Genomic DNA, 18710 nt, shown 5'->3' on the forward strand with positions numbered 1-18710 from the left:
ATATGGGCTCTATTTTACCTAATCAGTCTATAAGAAAATTGCTAAAAAGGATGTGCCAAGGTAAATAGGGAGAGCTCCAAATGACCGGGAAAGAGAAAAAGAAGGCAACAGGGAAATAGGTTTTAGGTATAGGACAAAAAGAAGAGGGAAAGGAAATTCCTTTCCCAGTACAGCATTATCTATGCGTCTTTTTCTTCCTGTAAACCCACATATTTCCATCGTTCCAGCAGCTTTGGGTTTTGTAGCCGCCTTCATCATTCGTGTGCCAATCAGTACAAATGAGTTCATTCGGGAATTGCTCTTGATCATGACTAGATGACTCCGAACTGCTTGATTCAGAACTGCTCGACTCATCAATCATTCCGGCAGCAGTCATGCCTGTTCCTAAAACGACCATATCCCAAAAGCTGCCATGCATCTTTTCATCTGATGAACTTTCCATATTCTCAAGGGGCCTATTGTTTTCTGTCATGGATTGCACCTCCTTCATAATAAAAAGGGAGACTGACTATTGATTTCACGTATCTTTACCAACTCCTCTTTTACTAATTTACGTATTTACTCCATTTTTGTATCGGACAATCGCCTATGTTCGGAAAAATTGCCTACTAAGCATCTTATTGGCTAATAAAAGATGTAATTAATTTTAATACCAAAAGCTTTCCTAAAAAAATAAATCAACATATACTATTGGTATTACGAATGATCTGAGAGGAAAACATATGCATTTAACAACTATATTACTTGGCATAATCTTTATCTTAAATTTAATTTTTGCCACTATCGTCCTATTTTTGGAAAGAAGGGATGCAGGAACTACCTGGGCCTGGCTGCTAGTCCTGTTCTTTATTCCGATACTAGGCTTTATTTTATATCTCCTGTTCGGCCAAAACCTTAGTAGGAGGCACCTATTTCAGTGGGAGGACCTCAAGAAAACAGGATTTGAGAAAGTAGTCAGTACACAGCTTGCCGAAATCCATTCAAACCAATTCCAATTTCGAAACCCCGCCTCAAGGAACAACCGCGATTTAATTTATATGCAATTAATGAATAACCAAGCCTACTTATCAGAAGATAACGCAGTTGATTTATTTATAGATGGAAGATTAAAGTTTGAACAATTGTTTAAGGATATCGAAGCGGCCAATGAGTATATTCATTTGCAGTACTACATCATTAAAAATGACCGGCTTGGAAAAAAGTTAATTGAGCTGTTAACAAAAAAAGCAGAAGCAGGCATTCAGGTCCGTGTCCTATATGATGAGCTCGGTTCAAGAAGTCTGCCAAAACGGTTATTTAAAAACTTCCGTGCTGCTGGCGGTCAAGTTGAAGTCTTTTTTCCTTCCAAATTAAGATTTATTAATTTGAGGATGAATTTTCGCAACCATCGGAAGTTAGTCATTATTGATGGAAAAATCGGCTACGTAGGGGGTTTTAATGTGGGCGATGAGTACCTTGGTTTGAATGAGAGATTTGGCTATTGGCGGGATACGCATTTAAGAATCCAAGGGAAAGCGGTTGATGCCCTGCAAACACGATTCATTCTTGACTGGAATCAGGCATCACGGAAATATGATATCAGCTATGTGCCGAATTTGTTTCCCAAAGACGTTCCCCATGGAAATGTGGGAATCCAGATTGTCACAAGCGGGCCCGATTCCGACTTAGAACAGATCAAAAACGGCTATATAAAAATGATTTTGACGGCTAAAAAAAATGTCTATATTCAAACCCCTTATTTTATTCCGGATGCCAGTCTTTTGGACGCTCTTAGAATTGCCTGTTTATCAGGAGTAGAAGTTAACATTATGATTCCTGACAAACCAGACCATCCCTTTGTTTATTGGGCAACGATGTCCCATATTGGCAGGCTGCTGGAGACTGGAGCACATGTGTACATATATAAAAAGGGATTTATCCATGCAAAAACAATTGTGGTGGATAAGGAAATTGCCTCTGTTGGGACAGCAAATATTGACGTGAGAAGCTTTAAACTCAATTTTGAAGTAAATGCCTTTCTCTACGATCAAACATTAGCGGAAAAACTGGCGAACATTTTTATAGAGGACTGTAATGATTGCCAACTTCTGACATTAGAGGAATATCAAAGACGCCCATTATGGATTCGATTTAAGGAATCGATTTCCAGGCTTGTTTCCCCTATTTTATAATTGAACACAAATAAATAAGTAAGCAGCTTTCCTCTTTGTTGGGAAGCTGCTATTTTTTAAAAATCAAGAAGGAAAAAATTACCTTTTGTTGAATTTTATTTATGGTTAGAAATATTTAGAAGGAAGGCGATATAATGGTACTTGATCCGCAGACTAAACTAGTATTGGACCAATTAGCGGCCGCAGGGGCACCACCTTTGGAAACGCTTTCTCCTGCTGTGGCACGCCAAGTATTTTCAATGCCCCAAGGAGAACTAGAAGAAGTAGGAAAGGTTGTCGATCGGACTATTCCGGGTCTAGAAACGGATATTCCGGTTCGGGTATATTATCCTAAGGACAAGCAATCAAGTTATCCGGCACTTGTTTACTACCATGGCGGAGGCTGGGTAGTGGGAAACATAGAAACCCATGATAATGTATGCAGAGCCTTAACAAATCTCGCCAAATGTGTCACGATCTCCGTCGATTATCGCTTAGCGCCTGAGCATAAATTTCCAGCAGCCGTTGAAGACTCTTATGCGGCCGTTCAATATGTGTATAGCCATGCTGAAGAGTTCCAAATTGACCGGGCAAGAATTGCCGTTGGCGGCGATAGTGCCGGTGGAAATCTCGCTGCCGTCGTATCCAATATGGCAAAGGAAAAATCAAATCTACCTATTTGTTTCCAGCTTTTGATTTATCCCAGCACGAATTTAGGCGGGGAACCAACAGCCTCCATGCGCGAAAATGCGGAAGGATACTTTTTGGAAAAAGGCACAATGGAGTGGTTCCGCGACTGTTACCTTAATAGGGAGGAAGATAAACAAAGCCCACTTGTTTCCCCTATGTTATTTGGCGATTTTAAAGGGCTCCCTCCAGCTCTTGTGATTACAGCTGAATACGATCCGTTAAGAGATGAAGGAGAGGACTATGCCAACAAGCTGGCAGCAGCAGGTGTTGAAGTTGAGGCTGTCCGGTATGGAACGATTCATGGTTTCGTCAGCATGGCTGCCGTGCTTGACTCAGGAAAAGCCGCTTTAGAAAAAGCGGGCAATACACTGAGAAAAAATTTTTATTAATAAAAAGATGAGCGAAGGAGTCCGAGCATGAGGATTCCTTCGCTTTTCCTTTAATGCTAATTTTTTCAGAAACTAGAACAATCTAGTGGATTAGAAAAAGAAGTTCATGTAATCTGTAAAAGGAGGTTTTTTCATATCAAAAATCAATAAAGAAAATGGGGGGAATGAATGCATGGCAGTCTCAGACTTCAAGAAGTCTACAATCGTGGCGCTGCTCCTTGCCGGAACATTTATTTCTATTTTAAATCAAACGTTAATGATTACCGCCATACCGCCAGTTATGGAAGAGATGCACGTGACAGCTAACAGTGCCCAGTGGCTTACCACAGTGTTTATGCTGGTGAATGGAATCATGATTCCTGTTAGTGCGTTTTTACTGGAACGGTTTACGACAAGGCAGCTGTTTATATCAGCGATGTGCATCTTCTCCTTGGGAACCTTAGTCGGCGGAATTGCGCCTAATTTTGAAATCCTGTTATTAGGAAGGGTTATCCAATCATTGGGTGCAGGTGTGATGCTGCCACTTATGCAAACAGTCTTTTTAATGATATTTCCGGTTAATAAACGGGGCTCGGCCATGGGATTAGTTGGTCTTGTCATATCCTTTGCGCCGGCAATTGGTCCTGCCCTTTCAGGGTGGGTGACTGCGCATTTCTCATGGAGAGTCTTGTTTTTTATCATCCTGCCGATTGCGGTCATAGATATCCTAGTCGCGTTTATTGCGCTGAAAAATGTAACAGAAGTTTCTAAACCAAAAGTGGATATTATTTCTATCATCCTATCGTCATTTGGCTTTGGCGGTTTGCTTTATGGGTTTACCGCTGCCGGCAATTATGGATGGCTGGATTCCATTACCCTGGCATCTTTAGGAATCGGAGCTTTGGCGCTTGTCATGTTTGTGTTTAGGCAGATGAGGCTTTCACATCCGATGCTGGAATTTCGGGTATTTGCTTTTTCAATTTTTCCATTTGCGATTGTGATTGGAATGATTGGCTTTATGGGATTGATTGGGGCGGAGACTATTATTCCGCTGTTTATGCAGAATATGAGGGAGTTTTCAGCCTTTGAGGCGGGGCTTGCCCTATTGCCTGGCGCGCTGATCAGTGGGTTTATGTCGCCAATCATCGGAAGAATATTTGATAAAATGGGGGCCAGATGGCTGGTGATTGTTGGTTTGGCCATCACGGCAGCTTCCTCATTTGCTTTCACCAATTTAAATACAACCACAACCATGACGTATATTACGGTTTTATATGGGATCAGAATGTTTGGCTTATCTATGGTAATGATGCCGGCGGCAACCGCTGCGTTAAACCAGCTGCCCAAACAGCTCATTCCTCATGGTGCGGCGATGGATAATACGATGAAAATGATTGCTGCCTCCGTCGGTACGGCGATACTTGTTACAGTCATGACTACCACTGCAGAAGCTGCTAAGAACCGACCGGACATTGCCCATCCAGATATTCATGGAGCTAACATTGCGTTTATGGTTGTATCTTTGTTAACCTTACTTGCGCTATTGCTTTCATTTTTTATTAAGGATAGCAGGCCTGCAGAAAGTACAGGTGATCATAGCGGGAAACTAAAAATGAAAATGCAGCAATAGTGTTAAGGAAACTCATGCTTGAATTTTGTCAAAAGGAAAAGCTACAATAGATTAATGAGTGGAAAGACAAAAACAGAGAAGTAGGGAAAAGCATGATTGCAAAAACAGAAGCAGATATTAACGGATTAAAAGAAATTGGCAGGATTTGTGCTGCCATACGGGATGAATTGGTTCAAAGAGCCAAGCCGGGCATTACCACAAAAGAATTAGATGAGATTGCCGGTGAAATGTTTGCGAAAGAAGGGGCAGCATCGGCGCCAAAAGGGGAATATGATTTTCCTGGCTATACGTGCATCAGTATTAATGAAGAAGTGGCGCATGGCATTCCCGGCAGCCGGGTGATTCAAGAAGGAGATATCGTGAATATTGATGTTTCCGGTTCGAAAAATGGCTATTTTGCTGATACTGGAATTTCAATCGTTGTTGGTGAAGGAGAAGAAGTCCTTAAAAAGCTTTGTGAGGTTGCCAAGCTTGCGTTTGAAGAAGGATTAAAAAAAGCCAAGCCAGGTTCAAGGAAAAGCGGGCTCGGAAAAGCGGTATACAGGACGGCGAAACTGCACGGATTTACCGTCATCATGAATCTGACCGGCCACGGCATTGGCCGTACGATCCACGAATCACCAGAATATATTTATAACTATTATGAACCAAGTGATGATGAATTGCTAAAAGACGGCATGGTCATTGCTTTTGAACCATTTATATCAACCCTTGAAGAGGAAGTGTTTGAAAAAGGCGACGAGTGGACCTATATCACCGAAAAAAGCTTTGTCGCCCAATATGAGCACACGATGATCCTGACCAAAAATGGCCCGATTATCACGACGCTTTAACAAAAAACATCTCTGCCCTAAAAAGCGGAGATGTTTTTTATTTGCAACCATGCCAGATAATCATCGTCTAATCATACATAGGAGAAACTCGGTATAGGAGGTATTCTGATGAACTATGTATTGATGGACAAATGGAATGAAGCGTACATAGATGAATTACAAAAATTGTTTGAGCAGGAGTGGTGGACGAAGGATAGAAAACGGGACGATATCAAAAATATGCTGGCTCATTCGGACATCGTAATTGGACTATGCAGTCCTGAGACAAAAGAGCTAATCGGGTTCTCACGTGTTTTAACAGACTATATTTATAAGGCATTGATTTTTGACGTGATTGTCAAGGAGAGCTTCCGCGGCAAGAATTTGGGCCGGGCGTTACTGGAGGTGATCTCAGAACATCCCTCCTTGCAAAAGGTCCGCCATTTTGAATTATACTGCCGTCCAGAACTGCTGCCTTTTTATCAAAAATGGGGATTTACAGAGGATTTAATGAAGCTTTATTTTATGAGAAAAACGAACCATTAAATTCAAGTTATCATACTTTTTTGACTATAAAAATGGTAAACTATAAAATATTGATTATTGCAAAAAAAGTGAGGAATAAGATGATAAAAGCGATTTTTTTTGACTTGGATGATACACTGCTATGGGACCAAAAAAGCATAAAGGAAGCATTTATTGCGACATGCAGGATAGCGGAAGAGCGTTATGGGATTGATGCTGAAGAGTTAGAATCAGCTGTCCGTGAGGCGGCAAAGAAGCTCTATTCTACCTATGATACATACCCATTTACACAGATGATTGGCATTAATCCATTTGAAGGATTATGGGGAACATTTTTGGACGAGATCAAGGAATTTAAAAAGCTAAAAGAAATTGTTCCGGCTTATCGAAAAGATGCATGGACAGCTGGGCTTAAAAAAATGGGGATTGATGATGCAGACTTTGGACATGAACTGGCGGAGCGTTTCCCAGAGCAACGAAGAAAGCTGCCGTTTGTATATGAAGATACCTTTGAAACACTGGAGTCCTTAAAAGGAATGTATCAGCTTTTGCTGTTAACCAACGGTTCACCGCATTTGCAAAACACGAAACTGGAAATATCCCCGGAACTCGTGCCATATTTTGACCAGATTGTCATTTCTGGTGATTATGGAAGAGGAAAGCCTGACCCGGGCATTTTTGAATATGCCCTGTCTAAATTATCCTTAGCTAAAGAGGAAGCAATCATGGTAGGCGATAACCTGATGACTGACATTCTTGGGGCTAATCGTGCCGGGATCAAATCTGTCTGGATTAATCGCCATAACAAGCAGCGAAATGAGGTCATACCTGCATATGAAATTCAACACTTAGCGGACCTTCACACGATTTTGGAAGAATTAAACCAGAATTAAAATCACTGATATTACTAAGAAAAAGCTGTGGCGAGGCCTCAGCTTTTTCAATTTGCAGGATTTTCCCTTTATTATGCTACAATGCAAATTAGAGATAAACCGTGGAGGTGGTTTCACTTGGAATTGAGGCAATTACAGCTATTTTCTGAGGTGGCCAAGCATAAAAGCATCACCAAAGCAGCGGAAACGATGCACATCTCGCAGCCGGCGCTCAGTAAATCCATTATGGCTTTAGAAGAGGAACTCGGGATGACGCTGATTATCAGGACCAATCGGACCAGTGAAGTGACCGACGCCGGGAAAGTAGTTGTGGAATACGCCCAGAAAATGTCGGGCCTGATGGATGAAATGAAGTCTACATTAAATGATATGACCAATCTAACAAGAGGCCAGATTAATATCGGTTTGCCGCCCTTTATCGGCAGCCTGTTTTTTCCTAGAGTGATGGCGAAGTTTCATCATACGTTTCCTAATGTCAAATTGAATATTACCGAATACGGCGGTGCCAGGGTGGTGAAGAGTGTCGAAGAAGGGGAATTTGAATTGGGGGTGGCGGTGCTGCCCATTGATGAGAAAGAGTTTGACGTCTATCCCATCGTAGAGGAAGAAATGAAGCTTTTGGTCTATAAGGACCACCCTTTGGCCAAGAGGAATTTGGTGAATATTGAAGAACTGAAAGATGAAGAATTTATTTTTTATCATGAAGAGTTTGCTTTGCACCAAATAATGAGGAATCATTTCATTTCTGCCGGGTTTGAGCCGAAAATCCTTTTTGAAAGCTCCCAATGGGATTTGATGACGGAGATGGTTGCCGCCAATCTTGGCGTCACGATTTTGCCCCAGTCGATTTGCAACCGGGCTTTTAATACGGATCTTAGAGTTCTTGATATAAATCCGCAGATCCTTTGGCGTCTCGCAGTCCTGATAAAAAAGGAGCGATATATTTCCAATGCTGCGAGAACCTTTATCGATTTTATTCTTAAAGAGCCATTATAATTTTTAGTTATGGCAAACATTCTAAATATGTATTTTACGAATATCAAGATTCGTCGTAAGATTACTCTTAGTTCTTTTAAAGTGTAAAGGAGTGGATGAACTCCTTTTTCAGATAAGGGGTTTTACGATGAAAAAAGTACTGGTCATTATCCTTCAGGTTTTATTCCTGCATGTTTTTTTATTATTGGGGGCGGCACTGAAGTTAATCATTCCTGTTCCTATACCGGCTTCTATGTTTGGCTTAATTCTCCTATTTCTGGCTCTCTGTTTTAAAATTGTAAAACTGGAATGGGTGGAACAAGGGGCCAATTGGCTTTTAGCTGAACTGTTGCTTTTCTTCGTCCCTTCAGCAGTCGGTATTGTCAATTATAAAGAAATTTTTAGTTTTCAAGGAGCGGAAATTGTCTTACTGATTGGCATCAGTACCATCATTGTTATGGGTTTAACTGGAATTATAGCGGAAAAAACAGCGATTAAGAAAAGGAGTGAGCAGCATTGATGAAGATGGTCCTATTTATTGTCGTAACCTACCTATTGTACCGCGCATCCAAAATGGTTTATACAAAAATGGCTTTTCCGCTCTTTCATCCGTTACTGTTAACACCGATGCTTCTTATTCTGTTTATCTCTATCATTCATGTATCGGCTGACGGATATCTGCAATCAACAAAATGGCTGACTCATCTGTTGGGACCGGCTACGGTTGCCTTTGCCGTTCCTATTTACAAAAATTTGCCGGCAGTGAAGAAGCATCTTGGAACCATAGCGGTCAGCATCACATCTGGAACGCTTGTAGCCATCTTTTCAACCTTTGGTTTATCGAAATTAATTCATTTAAATTATGACATGATTACTTCGATTCTGCCGAGGTCGATTACCACCCCGATTGCGATTGAAGTATCGAAGGAAATCGGCGGCCTGCCTACCCTAACAACGGTTTTTGTCATTATTACGGGAGTCTTTGGCGGGATTGTCGGGCCGATGGTCATCAAGTCATTTGCCATTAAATCACCGATTGCCAGAGGCCTTGCTCTTGGCATGGCAGCCCATGGGGTAGGAACCACAAAGGCGATGGAATATGGAAAACAGGAAGCCACATTTTCTTCCTTGGGAATGATTTTCGCAGCTTGGATCACACTGCTTTGGGGTGCGCTGCTGATCCCATCGTTGATGACATTTAAGCATCTATTTTAAAATAAAAGCTGCTGGGAGATCTCAGCAGCTTTATTTGCATCCAAAAGGAGTTTAGGAAAGGATATTTTCCCTTTTTAGCGAATTTCTATAACGGAGTTAACTAATTGAATGGTTCAGTGGTCAGCCTAATGAAGAAACGTACACCAACTAGGAGGGACTTTTTATGGGTATGGAAGTTGGATTTATCGGATTGGGAAATATGGGCCAGCCAATGGTCATGAATTTGCTTAAGGCAGGTTATCAGGTAAAGGTGTATAATCGTACTCCCAGCAAGGCGAAGGCTGCAGCAGACGCTGGTGCCATCCAGGTGGAGCGTCCCTCTGATGCAATATCAGAGGGTGGGATTGTGATTACGATGGTTGCAAACGATCAGGCGCTTGAGGATGTCGTCATGGGTCCAGAGGGTTTTGGCGAGAAACTGGGCCAGGGCGGAATTCATCTTTCAATGAGCACGGTTTCTCCTGAGACTTCCCGAAAATTGGCCTCTTTTCACCAACAGCATGGCAGTGATTATGTCGCTTCCCCTGTTTTTGGACGTCCGGAAGCGGCTGCAGCTCAGAAATTAAATATACTCTCGTCCGGTTCCAAAGAATCAAAAGAGAAAGTGAAACCATTGCAAGAGGCGTTGGGCCAACGTGTATTTGACTTAGGGGAAGAGCCCGGCAATGCCAATATCATTAAACTGGGCGGAAATTTTATGATTATGGCAGCTATGGAGGCGATGGCTGAATCGTTTAATTTAGCGGAGAAAAACGGGATTGACCGGGAACTGGCCGCAGAAGTGTATGCATCGACCTTGTTTAACTGCACCGTGTATCAGGGTTACGGCCAGCTAATTGCCAAAAAGATGTTTGAACCAGCAGGGTTTCAACTGGCGCTGGGTCTTAAAGATTGCAATCTTGTTTTAACGGAGGCGAACGCAGCGAAAAACCCGATGCCTTTGGCTGACTTAGTCCATAGCCGTCTGCTCGCATCCGTGGCAAAAGGCCGGGAAAATCAAGATTGGGCTGCGCTTGCCAGGATATCGATGGAAGAGGCAGGACTTGAATAAGGAGTAATCTATATTGACAAACTGGCAGCCCAAACTGGGTTGTCTTTTTTTGGGGCCACAGATTCTCCAACGCGGGTCACGCGAAAATGACGTAAGGTTTAATTACATAATTGTAGAATATATACTTTCTTCCATCTATAATCAAAGAAATCCTACATTTTGGAGGTCTTAAATTGAAGAAGCTCCATATTGTGCTCGTTGGAATTGATCTGGCCGGGATTCAGTGTGTGAAGGAAATAGTAAAAATTCATCCAAATAAGTTTGATATATCCACTTTCCAAGTTGAGTCCGATACGAGTCAGCTTTATATACGCAGTAATCTGTTGAATTATATCCCTCTATTTGAAAAGGCTGACTCTTTAATAATTAGAAGAGAAGCCGTCATAAAAATGGATACGGATCACCAATGGGTCTTTACAGACAAAAATCAAAAGTATGAATATGATCGGTTGATTTTTGCCACCGGTTCTTTTCCGGCAATGCCCCTCTCGGGAAATGTAAAAACGAACTCAATCATGATGACGCCAAATGTTCAATTGGCTATTAAAAGCGGTGTTCCTGTGAACAGGGGGATCATTGTCAACGGCTTTATGGAAACAGCCATCCCTAATATATTTGCAGTTGGGGAATGTGCCGAGCATCGGAATCAGATAGATCGCTTGCTTGAACAGTCTCAGGAACAAGGGAGAGTGCTGGCAAAAAGAATTTGCGGGATCATTTGTAATCCGTATCAAGGAAGCGGTTCATCATCAAATTTTCTAGAGTTTTCGTATTAACGATAGTCAGGAATATATATCTAACCAATGAGGAGGAAGCAGAATGATTAAAAGAAAATCAGATATAAAGGGGTTTCTGAAATCCTTCGAATCCATTGCAGATCGGGACGGGGAAAAATACTATCTTACATTAAAAACTATTAATCCAAACGGTACCCTTACCATTATGAAGTATAAAGATGGGATTTTTACCTATCATAGAAAGAACGAGCTTTATTGGGATATAAATGAAATTAAAATTATGCCTGAGATATTGCCCGACATTATCTGGGGGTTTCGTAAGGCAGTCAATGAAAGAATAAAAGAAAGGCTTGTCAGGATATAAGTCATTTGTAATTGTAAAGCGGCTTCCTTAGGAAGAGTCGTTTTTTTTTATTGAAAACGGGACACTAAAGGCGATAGCGTCCCGTTTTCATATCTTCCATCATGATTAATTTTCTGCAAATTCATATTCCGGCGGCTTTACTTGAAATCCTTTTGTCAGAACAAGGAGATAAACTAAGCCGATCCCAAACCAAGAGAAGCCAAAAATGATAGCAAGAAGATCTAAACTCACCCATAAATAAATGATAAAAGCGAGCCCAATCACTGGTGAAACCACATAACTTAGTAAACTGGTAGCTTTCATTTGCCGCTTATTTCTAAAATAATAAATCATAACGGATAAGTTCACAAACGAAAAGGCGGTGAATGCTCCAAAATTGATTAAGGATGTGGCTGTAACAAGATCCAAGAACAGAGCACTAAGCGCAAGCACTCCGATAAAAATAATATTAAAAATGGGCGTGTGCCATTTAGGATGCAGGTAACCGAAAGCTTTCTTCGGCAAGACACCATCCCTGCCCATGGCAAACAGCAGTCTGGATGCACTTGTTTGGGCAGCAAGGCCGGAAGCCAAAACTGAAATAAGGGCGCCGCTGGTAAAAACGGATTGGAATAAAATTCCTCCAATTCGATGAGCGATTTCAGGAGATGCCCCCTCTATATCTGCTAAAACCGAGACGTCGGGATAGAGAACCTGCATAAAAAAGGTGACTAAAATAAAAAATGCCCCGCCAATCATCGCAATGAGGAAAATCCCTTTTGGAATATTCCTTTCAGGTTCAATGGTTTCCTCAGCTAAAGTCGTCACTGCATCGAAGCCTAAAAAGGATAGGGCTAAAATAGAGGCTCCTGAAAATAACAGGCTCATACTGATATCTTTTGAAAAAAACGGCTGCGAGGACAATCCCGTTCCCGTATCGCCGGTATAAATAGACCGAATGGTTAGGATGACAAAGATAATGGCTACTAATAATTGAAAAAGAACAAATAATGTATTGGCCGATACAGCGACTTTGATGCCGGCAATATTCATAATGGTAATGATCAAAACCAGCCCAACGATCCATACCCATCCAGGAACATTTGGAAAACTTGCGGATAAATAAATGCCAGCTAAAAGCGCATTAATCATGGGCAGAAAGATATAATCAAGCAAAGCGGACCATCCAACCAAAAAGCCAAGTCCCGAGCCCATTGTTCTCTTTGTATATGTATAGGCTGAACCTGCGTCAGGATAAATCTTGACCATTTTTCCATAGCTCAATGCCGTGAAAAGTATGGCGATGGTAATGAGCACGTAAGATGCAGGTACATGCCCATTTGTCACATCTGAGACCACGCCGAAGGTATCAAAAACAGCAAACGGAGACATATAAGCTAAACCTAGAAATACAATGGAGCTTACTCCCAAAGTTCTTTTAAAACTTCCCTGTGAAACATTCAATTGTAATTCCCCCTTAATCCAGCATAAAAATTATTTTATATGAATTTTTATTCCATGAAAATAGCTTTTTTGGCAAAAGTAGAAATTCTTTATAGGTTAAAAATTTTATAGAAATTGTATATAATTCAATTAAAAGAAATACCCTTTTAAGAAAATGCCTTTGGATTGGAGTTAATAAAATGAATGTTGAAGTAAGAGAGGCAACAGAATACGAAGTGGGAGCTGCTCATCATATCATGTTAGAAGCATTTGAAGAATATCGGTATTTGAATGTTCCATCCAGTGCGATAAACGAATCTCTTACATATGTTTTAAACCAATATCGCATGGGAAAGGAAAAAGTGCTTTTATGTTTGGTTCACGGGACACCTCTTGGTTCATTGAGATTTTCGATTAACGAGAACGGTCTATATTTTCTGCGGGTATCCGTGCCTCCGTATGCAAGGGGAAGAGGACTGGCTAAAACCATGCTGGCATGGCTCGAGAACTATGCCATTTCTACTAATCTTTCAAAATTGGAATGCCGAGTAAGAATGTCATTGCCCCAGAATGTTCACTTGTATCAATCATTAGGGTACAGGGCAGTAAAAGAGGAGACTGTTACCAATCCAAATGGCTTTGATGTGAAAACGGTTGTGATGGAAAAGAGGCTGTCCTACTAATCATGTATTGTTTGCCTGTATTCTTGGGAAGCTTTCCCTTGAAACCAGGCTTTTTTTATTTTTGTTAAAACCGATGGGGAGAGGAAATTTTTTTGAGGAGTCAGTTAATGATTTTTCCAAAATATTTCCTCAAATTTTGTGATGAGAGAGGATATTTCGTCTTGAGAAACGATTTAGGCAAATGACCGGCTGTATTGTGCCAGATGCTCACTAATTGAATGGAATACACATAAATTTCCATTTTTCCCTTGATATTCAATCTGAGCGTGTTACCATAAGGGCATTGGAAAATAGAACAATATACAAACAAGGAGAGATTGCATGATTGATAAAAAGACAATTGCGTTTATTGGGGCAGGATCGATGGCAGAAGCGATGATTTCTGGCATAGTTTCGGCTCAACAAATACCTCCGGGACACATCTTCGTTACGAACCGCGGCAACACCAATCGTTTAAAACAATTAAAAAATCAATACGGAATAAAGGGGTTTCCTCTAGAGGAACTCAAATTAGACCAAGTTGATGCGATTATCCTCGCCATGAAACCAAAAGATGCAGAAACCTCGTTAAAATCAATAGGACCAATTCTCAAACCCAATCAACTTATTCTATCCGTTATAGCTGGCATAACGACTTCATTGATTGAACAATTAGTGCCAGACGGCCAGCAGGTCATAAGGGTGATGCCCAACACATCCAGTAAAATCGGGGAATCGGCTACAGCGCTTTCCGCAGGTAAATATACGACGAAACAAAATCTTTTGTGGGCAAAGCAATTGCTTGAATGCATTGGGAAAGTGTACGTCATTTCTGAAAAGCAAATGGATATCTTTACCGGCATCGCAGGCAGCGGACCTGCCTACTTTTATTGCTTTATGGAATACATGGAGAAGGAAGGAATCAAGGCAGGACTGTCCAAAGTAATCGCCCGCCAAATAATTGCCCAAACCATCCTGGGTGCAGCAAGAATGGTGCAAGAGCAGGAGGATCCTCCGGAAGTATTGAGGCAAAATATTACTTCACCAAATGGCACAACTGCAGCAGGTCTAAAGGCCTTGCACGAGCACGGCGGGGCAGAAGCGCTTTCTAAAGCGATTCTTCAGGCAGCCAATCGTTCCAAGGAAATCAGCTATAAGTTGGAGAAATCTATTCGGCCAGACGGCATAACTACCATTGTTGAGCTTTAACCATCTTGCAAAGAAATATCTGCCTGAAAGTAAGTTTATTCTTTAAAAACATGAATGGAGTGATTGCATGATCCCGTACCCAAGGCATCCTCAGAGAGTTGCCATAAAAATTGGAAGCAGTTCTTTAACAAGCCGCCATGGTGAAATCAGCCGGCGAAAGCTTGAAAAACTAACAGCTGAAATTGCCAATTTGAAAGATGCCGGTTATGAAGTAGTGCTTGTTTCATCTGGTGCAGTCGCAGCAGGTTACCGGAAACTGGGATGCATGGAACGTCCTAGTACATTGCCTGAAAAACAAGCCGCTGCTTCTATAGGGCAGGGATTGCTAATAGAATCGTATTCAAAGCTGTTTTTATCGCATGGGTATGTAGCCTCACAAATTTTAATTACGAAAAGTGATTTCTTAGATGAGAGTCGCTATAAAAATGTCCGGAATACATTGAATGTTTTGCTAGAAAGGGGCATTGTGCCCATCGTTAATGAAAATGACACGGTTACCATTGACAGATTGAGGTTTGGTGATAACGATACTCTATCTGCAAAGGTCGCTGGATTAATCGATGCCCAGATGCTCATCATTTTGTCAGATATCGACGGGCTGTATAATGCTGATCCAATAAAAAACATCCAGGCCAAACCGATTGAAGTTGTTACGGAAATTACACCTGAAATCGAATCAGCCGCAGGCGGGTCTAGAAGTTCAGTCGGAACAGGCGGAATGAAATCCAAAATTGAGGCGGCTAAAATTGCAATGGCTTCTGGCATCACCGTATTCTTAGGAAATGCATCACGTAAAAACATTGTTAGCGACGCGTGTTTGGGCAAGGCGAAAGGAACCTACTTTAAACGCATAGATGCATCAGTCAATTTAGATCAAAAGAAAAAATGGATTGCCTTTAATTCAGGGCCAGAAGGAGAAATCTTGATAGACAAAGAGTCTCAACAAACATTTGTAAAGAGCCGTAAGAGTTTAAGGCTGAATGGTATCCGTCAAATAAACGGACATTTTAAAGAAGGCTCTGTTATTCGCGTATTGGACATGACAGGGAAGGAAATTGGGCTTGGAGTGGTGAAGCTTTCCTCTATCGAATTGACTAGACTCAAAGATTTAGAATCTGATAGGAGCAAATTATCGCGATCCATCATGGAATGGGATGATTTTGTTTGCCGATTAGATGTTCCATGTTTAGTTGGCCTTACACATTAAGGAAGTTAGAAGAATCTTAAGGACATTCATTAAAGAAGTTTAAACTGACAATTGGCAATACAAAGCTGCCCAGTGCTCAGTCCCAAAGCACCTTTAAATAGCTTTAAAGGAGGTGATGACATGGAGGTAAGTTTTACGGATGCAACATGGGCCTGGTTAATGGTGCCGATGCCGCTATTAATCATATTATCCGTCATAACTTATTTTGCAGAAAAAGGAGAGGGTTAATTAATGAGTATAAGTGCACCTACGTTAACATCCATCATCATTTATTTGGCAGCCATGTGGATTATTGGCTATATGGCTGCGAGAATGACGAAAAATTTGAATGACTACGTTCTTGGCGGGAGGCGCCTTAGTGCAGGAGTAGCAGCCTTAAGTGCAGGAAGCTCTGACATGAGCGGATGGCTGATGCTTGGCCTTCCAGGAGCTGTTTATCTCAGTGGGATGGGTTCCATTTGGCTGCCGATTGGATTAGCGATAGGAGCCTATTTAAACTGGCAATTTATTGCGAAGCCGCTACGGGTTTATACCAAAGTGGCAAATGATTCGATTACAGTGCCGGATTTTTTTGAAAATCGGTTTCGCGATTCCTCGAAAATCCTGCGAGTCATCTCCGCGATTGTTATTCTGGTTTTCTTTACATTCTATACCTCGTCAAGTCTTGTTGGAGGAGCGATCCTATTAGAGCAGTCTTTTGGGATGAATTATATTCTTGCACTTTGGATTGGGGCAGCGGTTATTGTTTCCTATACATTCTTTGGAGGTTTCTTAGCTGCCAGTTGGACTGACTTTTTCCAAGGAATCCTCATGTTCTTAGCGCTTATCGTCATTCCAATCGTTGCCATACACGAACTTGGCGGCTGGCATGATACCGTTCAAAAAATAGGAAATATCAATACATCGTTCCTTAATGTATACTCCGAAGCCACCTTGATTGGTGTAATATCTCTATTAGCATGGGGATTAGGCTATTTTGGACAGCCGCATATTATCGTCCGATTTATGGGAATCAAGTCAACTCGAGAAATTCCAAAAGCAAGATTAATCGGTATGGTATGGATGATTATTTCTTTATTTGGTGCCATATTTATTGGTTTTGCAGGAATTGCCTACTTTGCCAAAACGCCTTTGGAAAATTCAGAAACCGTATTTATCATGTTTTCACAGGTTCTGTTTAATCCATGGGCAGCTGGTTTTCTACTCGCAGCCATTCTCTCAGCAATCATGAGTACTGTTGATTCTCAATTACTCGTTTCTTCAAGTGCGTTGGCACAAGATTTTTATAAATCGATCTTTAGGAGAAACGCTACCAAAAAGGAAGAAATGATTGTTGGCAGAATTGCTGTTCTAGGAATTGCGATTATAGCGATCCTATTAGGATACAATCCGGAAAGTAAGGTGCTGGAGTTAGTCAGCTATGCCTGGGCAGGATTTGGAGCAGCTTTTGGACCTGTTGTGATTCTAAGTTTGTTCTGGAAAAGAATGACCCGTAATGGCGCATTGGCAGGAATCATCGTTGGGGCTTTAACAGTCATTATTTGGGCAAAGTTGTCCGGCGGCATTTTCGATTTATATGAACTCGCTCCGGGTTTCTTGTTTGGAGCGCTCGCTGTCATTATCGTCAGTCTCCTTGGAAAAGCCCCTTCCAAACAAGTTCAGGAGGAGTATCGTCTATATCGCTCAAAGTTAAAGGAAGCGCAGGCGTAGTTTTTTTGACAAGGCTTTTTGAATGGTTTGTTTTATGGCTCCTGGAATCTTACCTAGGAGTCTTTTTCTTGAAATTATAGGATTACAAATAGATCGTACGAGAAAATGAAATAATAATCAAAAAATATAGGAGGCATCATATATGAAGGTTTTTGTCGTTGGTGCAAATGGCAAAATAGGGCATCACCTTGTAAGGTTTTTATCAGCCGATAATCAGCATACCGTAAGAGCAATGGTTAGAGAGGAAGAGCAGGGGACTGAATTTCAGCGATTTGGAGCTGAAACGGCTATCGTTAATTTGGAAGGAGGAGTGGAAGAGATTGCGGACGGGGCAAAGGGGTGCCATGCGATTGTTTTTACAGCCGGCTCCGGAGGACATACAGGTGCTGATAAAACCCTCCTAGTGGACCTCGATGGGGCGGTCAAGACAATAGAAGCAGCAGAAAAAGTAGGGATTAAAAGATTTATTATGGTCAGCGCTCTCCAAGCGCACCGGAGAGAAAACTGGAATAATGCCATTAAACCCTATTATGTTGCTAAACATTATGCTGATAAAATGTTAGAACAAAGCAATTTGACCTATACAATAATTCGCCCCGGCAGACTGTTAGATAAAACGGGTACAGGAAAAATTTCAATAGCAGAGGATATAAAAAATGGGTCTATATCACGAGAGGATGTGGCCAAAACGATTATTGCTTCTTTAAATGAGGGGAATACCTATTACCGCGCATTTGATCTCGTTTCAGGCGATATTCCGATCGGAGAAGCATTAAAGATGTTTTAAGGTTATGGAATATGGAAAAAATTGCAGATTGTTCGAAGGGGTAATCGATGGTATTATATAAAAGTCGCTTTTAGAGCGAGTGATTATTTCAACTTGAATAATAAAAAAATAAAGTTGACTTTGAATTTTAATTATGTTAATATATTAAATGTCGCTTCAGTAAGAAGCTGAAATTGTTCTTTGAAAACTAAACAAACAAAAACGTCAACAATAAAACATTCGTTTCTTTTGAAATGAAGCCAACGTTATTTTTTATGAGCTATATCAACTTTCTTGGAGAGTTTGATCCTGGCTCAGGACGAA

At 41.2% G+C, this 18710-nt stretch carries 19 protein-coding genes; 17 read left to right on the forward strand and 2 right to left on the reverse strand.

The window, feature by feature from the left end; genetic code table 11:
* Positions 1–175: 175 nt before the first annotated feature.
* On the reverse strand, positions 176–472 hold the full coding sequence (locus NFS43_RS20450; protein ID WP_251554644.1) for a hypothetical protein: 297 nt from the start codon (positions 470–472) through the stop codon (positions 176–178).
* Positions 473–722: 250 nt separating this feature from the next.
* On the opposite strand from NFS43_RS20450, the gene cls reads away from it, so the two are divergent.
* The 12 genes from cls to NFS43_RS20510 all read left to right on the forward strand — a co-directional run bounded on the left by cls (position 723) and on the right by NFS43_RS20510 (position 11410).
* Complete coding sequence (gene cls, locus NFS43_RS20455; RefSeq protein ID WP_251554646.1) at positions 723–2171, forward strand: cardiolipin synthase; 1449 nt, start codon at positions 723–725, stop codon at positions 2169–2171.
* Between the two features lie 134 nt (positions 2172–2305).
* The gene (locus NFS43_RS20460) at positions 2306–3229 is read left to right on the forward strand and encodes an alpha/beta hydrolase (protein ID WP_251554647.1); all 924 of its coding nucleotides are present in this window, start codon (positions 2306–2308) and stop codon (positions 3227–3229) included.
* 172 nt (positions 3230–3401) lie between these two features.
* A complete protein-coding gene (locus NFS43_RS20465; protein ID WP_251554649.1) occupies positions 3402–4838 on the forward strand; it encodes a DHA2 family efflux MFS transporter permease subunit in 1437 nt (478 codons plus the stop codon).
* A 92-nt stretch (positions 4839–4930) separates the two neighbouring features.
* Positions 4931–5671: a type I methionyl aminopeptidase gene (gene map, locus NFS43_RS20470; RefSeq protein ID WP_251554650.1), complete on the forward strand. Its 741-nt coding sequence runs from the start codon at positions 4931–4933 to the stop codon at positions 5669–5671.
* A 108-nt stretch (positions 5672–5779) separates the two neighbouring features.
* Positions 5780–6196, forward strand: a complete 417-nt coding sequence (locus NFS43_RS20475; protein ID WP_251554651.1) for a GNAT family N-acetyltransferase — start codon at positions 5780–5782, stop codon at positions 6194–6196.
* An 80-nt stretch (positions 6197–6276) separates the two neighbouring features.
* Positions 6277–7068, forward strand: coding sequence for an HAD family hydrolase (locus NFS43_RS20480; RefSeq protein WP_251554652.1), 792 nt, complete (start codon positions 6277–6279; stop codon positions 7066–7068).
* 117 nt (positions 7069–7185) lie between these two features.
* Positions 7186–8064, forward strand: a complete 879-nt coding sequence (locus NFS43_RS20485) for a LysR family transcriptional regulator (protein WP_251554653.1) — start codon at positions 7186–7188, stop codon at positions 8062–8064.
* Between the two features lie 127 nt (positions 8065–8191).
* The gene (locus NFS43_RS20490; protein WP_251554654.1) at positions 8192–8563 is read left to right on the forward strand and encodes a CidA/LrgA family protein; all 372 of its coding nucleotides are present in this window, start codon (positions 8192–8194) and stop codon (positions 8561–8563) included.
* Positions 8563–9258, forward strand: a complete 696-nt coding sequence (locus NFS43_RS20495; RefSeq protein ID WP_251554664.1) for an LrgB family protein — start codon at positions 8563–8565, stop codon at positions 9256–9258. The genes NFS43_RS20490 and NFS43_RS20495 overlap by 1 nt, the downstream gene beginning before the upstream one ends.
* 163 nt (positions 9259–9421) lie before the next feature.
* Positions 9422–10309 carry an NAD(P)-dependent oxidoreductase gene (locus tag NFS43_RS20500; protein WP_251554655.1) on the forward strand — a complete coding sequence of 296 codons (888 nt, stop codon included), beginning with the start codon at positions 9422–9424 and terminating at the stop codon, positions 10307–10309.
* A gap of 173 nt (positions 10310–10482) precedes the next feature.
* The gene (locus NFS43_RS20505; protein WP_251554656.1) at positions 10483–11085 is read left to right on the forward strand and encodes an FAD-dependent oxidoreductase; all 603 of its coding nucleotides are present in this window, start codon (positions 10483–10485) and stop codon (positions 11083–11085) included.
* A gap of 43 nt (positions 11086–11128) precedes the next feature.
* Positions 11129–11410 (forward strand): hypothetical protein, encoded by a 282-nt coding sequence (locus tag NFS43_RS20510; protein ID WP_251554657.1) that lies wholly within the window; start codon positions 11129–11131, stop codon positions 11408–11410.
* 105 nt (positions 11411–11515) lie between these two features.
* Here the strand turns inward: NFS43_RS20510 and NFS43_RS20515 are convergent, their stop codons facing one another.
* The gene (locus NFS43_RS20515) at positions 11516–12853 is read right to left on the reverse strand and encodes an APC family permease (RefSeq protein WP_251554658.1); all 1338 of its coding nucleotides are present in this window, start codon (positions 12851–12853) and stop codon (positions 11516–11518) included.
* 179 nt (positions 12854–13032) lie between these two features.
* Here NFS43_RS20515 and NFS43_RS20520 point away from each other — a divergent pair, with 179 nt between their 5' ends.
* The 5 genes from NFS43_RS20520 to NFS43_RS20540 all read left to right on the forward strand — a co-directional run bounded on the left by NFS43_RS20520 (position 13033) and on the right by NFS43_RS20540 (position 18407).
* Positions 13033–13515, forward strand: coding sequence for a GNAT family N-acetyltransferase (locus tag NFS43_RS20520; RefSeq protein WP_251554659.1), 483 nt, complete (start codon positions 13033–13035; stop codon positions 13513–13515).
* A 321-nt stretch (positions 13516–13836) separates the two neighbouring features.
* Positions 13837–14703, forward strand: coding sequence for a pyrroline-5-carboxylate reductase (gene proC / locus NFS43_RS20525; protein ID WP_251554660.1), 867 nt, complete (start codon positions 13837–13839; stop codon positions 14701–14703).
* Positions 14704–14770: 67 nt separating this feature from the next.
* Complete coding sequence (proB, locus tag NFS43_RS20530) at positions 14771–15910, forward strand: glutamate 5-kinase (RefSeq protein WP_251554661.1); 1140 nt, start codon at positions 14771–14773, stop codon at positions 15908–15910.
* Between the two features lie 231 nt (positions 15911–16141).
* Entirely contained in the window at positions 16142–17620 is a 1479-nt protein-coding gene (gene putP / locus NFS43_RS20535; RefSeq protein ID WP_277613986.1) for a sodium/proline symporter PutP, read from the forward strand.
* A gap of 142 nt (positions 17621–17762) precedes the next feature.
* Positions 17763–18407, forward strand: a complete 645-nt coding sequence (locus NFS43_RS20540; RefSeq protein WP_251554662.1) for an SDR family oxidoreductase — start codon at positions 17763–17765, stop codon at positions 18405–18407.
* Positions 18408–18710 lie beyond the last annotated feature (303 nt).

Origin of the sequence: Neobacillus muris, assembly GCF_943193175.1 — a bacterium.
Taxonomy (GTDB): domain Bacteria; phylum Bacillota; class Bacilli; order Bacillales; family Cytobacillaceae; genus Neobacillus; species Neobacillus muris.

Bases quoted from the DNA above. Each gene is read 5' to 3' on its own strand.
- NFS43_RS20450 (WP_251554644.1), bottom strand. From the start codon at position 472: ATGACAGAAAACAATAGGCCCCTTGAGAATATGGAAAGTTCATCAGAT.
- cls (WP_251554646.1), top strand. From the start codon at position 723: ATGCATTTAACAACTATATTACTTGGCATAATCTTTATCTTAAATTTA.
- NFS43_RS20460 (WP_251554647.1), top strand. From the start codon at position 2,306: ATGGTACTTGATCCGCAGACTAAACTAGTATTGGACCAATTAGCGGCC.
- NFS43_RS20465 (WP_251554649.1), top strand. From the start codon at position 3,402: ATGGCAGTCTCAGACTTCAAGAAGTCTACAATCGTGGCGCTGCTCCTT.
- map (WP_251554650.1), top strand. From the start codon at position 4,931: ATGATTGCAAAAACAGAAGCAGATATTAACGGATTAAAAGAAATTGGC.
- NFS43_RS20475 (WP_251554651.1), top strand. From the start codon at position 5,780: ATGAACTATGTATTGATGGACAAATGGAATGAAGCGTACATAGATGAA.
- NFS43_RS20480 (WP_251554652.1), top strand. From the start codon at position 6,277: ATGATAAAAGCGATTTTTTTTGACTTGGATGATACACTGCTATGGGAC.
- NFS43_RS20490 (WP_251554654.1), top strand. From the start codon at position 8,192: ATGAAAAAAGTACTGGTCATTATCCTTCAGGTTTTATTCCTGCATGTT.
- NFS43_RS20495 (WP_251554664.1), top strand. From the start codon at position 8,563: ATGAAGATGGTCCTATTTATTGTCGTAACCTACCTATTGTACCGCGCA.
- NFS43_RS20500 (WP_251554655.1), top strand. From the start codon at position 9,422: ATGGGTATGGAAGTTGGATTTATCGGATTGGGAAATATGGGCCAGCCA.
- NFS43_RS20510 (WP_251554657.1), top strand. From the start codon at position 11,129: ATGATTAAAAGAAAATCAGATATAAAGGGGTTTCTGAAATCCTTCGAA.
- NFS43_RS20520 (WP_251554659.1), top strand. From the start codon at position 13,033: ATGAATGTTGAAGTAAGAGAGGCAACAGAATACGAAGTGGGAGCTGCT.
- proC (WP_251554660.1), top strand. From the start codon at position 13,837: ATGATTGATAAAAAGACAATTGCGTTTATTGGGGCAGGATCGATGGCA.
- proB (WP_251554661.1), top strand. From the start codon at position 14,771: ATGATCCCGTACCCAAGGCATCCTCAGAGAGTTGCCATAAAAATTGGA.
- putP (WP_277613986.1), top strand. From the start codon at position 16,142: ATGAGTATAAGTGCACCTACGTTAACATCCATCATCATTTATTTGGCA.
- NFS43_RS20540 (WP_251554662.1), top strand. From the start codon at position 17,763: ATGAAGGTTTTTGTCGTTGGTGCAAATGGCAAAATAGGGCATCACCTT.